At 52.2% G+C, this 2,827-nt stretch carries 2 protein-coding genes and 1 pseudogene; all 3 read right to left on the bottom strand.

Annotated features, from left to right (window positions below; translation table 11 throughout):
• The coding region (locus tag NW860_RS01310; protein ID WP_414511977.1) for a class I SAM-dependent methyltransferase at positions 1–1,563 on the bottom strand (1,563 nt) is incomplete at its 3' end.
• Between the two features lie 27 nt (positions 1,564–1,590).
• The gene (locus NW860_RS01305; RefSeq protein WP_414511976.1) at positions 1,591–1,887 is read right to left on the bottom strand and encodes a hypothetical protein; all 297 of its coding nucleotides are present in this window, start codon (positions 1,885–1,887) and stop codon (positions 1,591–1,593) included.
• 49 nt (positions 1,888–1,936) lie between these two features.
• A pseudogene (locus tag NW860_RS01300) lies at positions 1,937–2,827 on the bottom strand (glycosyl transferase family 1); the annotation flags it as partial.

Genomic DNA, 2,827 nt, shown 5'->3' with positions numbered 1-2,827 from the left:
ATTCACAGCAGGGTCTGGAATATGCTCAACGGGCTTGACATTGCCTCGCCAGGCCGCTCCCATAATTTGCATGGTCTGGTAAATCATCGTGTTCCAGCCTTTGTCTCTCAAATAATTCAGACCTTCGGCTACATCTGGCGAGGCCAGATCATGGAACAGGATTAAGGCATCGTCGGCAGCATATCGCTCCGCTACCTGAGCATCTTGCAAGGGGGCTGGTGAGGTGTGGTCTCCATCGATGAAAATCAGAGACCAGCGGCGATTCTCTGTCTTGGCGATCTCCTCTACCTTTGCTGGGCTATAGCCAGGGTAGAGGCTGACGTTGGAGCGGACTCCAGCTGAGCGGAGAGACTGATCAACGCTTGCATAGACTTGAGGATCAGCCAGAGCAGGGTCCACCACATCAAGGGCAACTCCTCCTGCTGCCAAGTGAGCGGTTGACCAGCCTAGCCAGCAGCCAATTTCTAGGGCGTTTTTTCCTTTGAACTCAAGTGCAGTGTTGTACAAGATGTGCGCCTCGTCCCGAGTGACAAAGCCAATACCAGGTTGACGTCGATCTGCATACCAGAGATGTGGAACTTCCCTCCTCAAAAAAGGCCAGGGGTGAGACCATGGGTCAATAGCGGCTAGAAAGGGGAAGCAGTAGTCAAGGTTTACTCTTTTCTGATTTGCCGAGACGTAGTCGTATCTCTTGACTAAAGTAAGTTTCTCAGTAGGGTAGCTTAGGTATACTTCGACCCTAAAACCTTCGGTTGTAAGTGCAGTGTGAGTTTGCTTTGTTTTGCTCTCGCCTGAAAGATGTATAATGCCTAAGGGAGACTGAGGTAAGGAGGGATCCACCCAGCGCTTCCTTTGGGAATCCCATAGAAGCTCTTGGTAATTAGCTAGCCAGTTACAGCTCAGGGGCAGGAGCTCAACTCTATCTAGACCTAAGTCTTTGTAAATGGCTAAGTTTAAAGCGAATTGATCTGTAAGGATGTCAAGGCGTTTGTAAATGGCTTGACCCAGTCTTCTGCTCCATGCCAGCCAGTGAGGAGATTGCCTAGCCCCAGAAAACACACCAGCATTTAGTAACGGCTCTATCTCTAAACCGGCAAAATCAGTGTAGTGAAAGTAAAGGCTGTACTGCACAGCTATCCAAGCATGTCTTAAGGATCTGGCCCCGTGTTTAGCAAATAATTCTGGGACTATTGCAAAGCCCTTTCCTTTTGCTCCCAAAGCAAGAAGCTCAATTGCAAACCAGTCTTGCACCCAAGCATCCGCATCAATCCAAATGTAAATTTCGTAGCCTGGGAAGTATTCAGGCAGGAAGGGCCTGGAAACTAGTGCCTTAAGGTACTTGGGCTTTCTATCGCCATCTGGAAGATCATAGTTCCAACCTGGCTCAACAACGTGATCAACATACTGACCTATCCATTGCAACTGCTCCGGTGTGCAGCCTACATCGAAAAATCCGATATCTACAGATTGTCCCTGGGGCTTCTCTCGGATAGAGAGGATAGTTCCCTGAACCAATTCAAAAAAGTTGCTATCGGCACTTGTAACGATGATAGTCGAGTTCATGACTCCTGTCTTTCTCCACTTAAGAACTTACTTGCTGTTGAAAGAATGAGCTCTGTTTACGTAGCAAAGAGCTCCCCTTTGACCGGCTATGATTTTCCCCTGCCAGAGGAGATGGGATGGATCCAGGATTTGATCAATCTGCTTGCAGTCTTGCTCAGAAGTAAACTCCACGTAAATCACCTTGATGTCTTTGAGCTGCTCTTGCAAGCTGGTCAACACCTCCACCTCATCTCCACCTGTAGCCACCCTGAGCACATCGATGGGCTCCAAACCCAACTCCTTGAGGGCTGCCCTGGCTTCTCGGAAAGGGAGCAGCTGCTCCACTCCCCACTCGGCCTGAGGATCCTCCAGCCAGAGGCGACGGGTTCTGCAGCTATTCTGCCCCGCTAGGCCCCACCGGATGCACAAAGCAGTTGCCCAAGCTGAGAATATTCTGCCGCAGCAGGTGTAGAGCTAGGGGATCCACCTCGAAACAGTGAATAGCCGCCTCAGGGTGAAGAGTTCTGAAACAAGCGCTGGCCACGCCCACCCCCGCTCTCACATCCACGACAACCCTGACATCAGAAAGAACAGAAACAGCAGGCTGATAGACTCGACTAAGTCTGGCCACCGTTCCTTCGTACTCGACGCCTTCGTACCCCCACAGCCCAGCTGACGGAACGGAGCTGCGGCCTTGGACTAAGTCAATGAGAAAAGTTTCTGTTATGTTTCCCGCATTGGCAAAGAGGAGCTGGGTGTCTTCTCCCAGGATGAAAGCAAAGCTGGTTCTCAAAGGCCGCCCCAGCCGCTGCAAGTCTCCCACCGCGCACACCACCGCATCAAAGCTGGGCCAACTGGCTGGCTCCCCTCTCACCTCGTGAACTCGCTCGGGCACTCCCTTCTGCTGCAGCAGGGCGCAGGGATCCCCAAACCCCTCTTCCACGTACAGCTCCAGCCGCGGCAAGTCCAGCAAGTCCGCGGCTATCACCCCAGGACAGCCTCGGCCAACAAATACCCTCAGTCGCTCCTGCACGCGATGCAGCTCTTGAATGGGCTCGTAGATTCCTAGTCGTGTGTCTATCCAGGCAGAGCTGGCCGTGCTGACAAAGTAGCGCACATCAGAGCGGGGCGAGTAACGAAAGGGCTCCGGCAGCTCTCCCCCAAACACCCAGTCCAGCAGGTTCTGAATGCGGTGGCGGGGATGCCAATTTTCATCAAAGGTGTGGAACACGCGGAGGGCAATTTGAAAGGCTACTTGGGGATGGACTAGGAAGTAGCGAAGTTT

The sequence above is a fragment of the Synechococcus sp. F70.1 genome (assembly GCF_047502745.1).
Taxonomy (GTDB): Bacteria; Cyanobacteriota; Cyanobacteriia; order Thermostichales; family Thermostichaceae; genus Thermostichus.
Note: the sequence above shows the minus strand (reverse complement) of the source record. Positions and strands in the feature narration are given on the sequence as shown.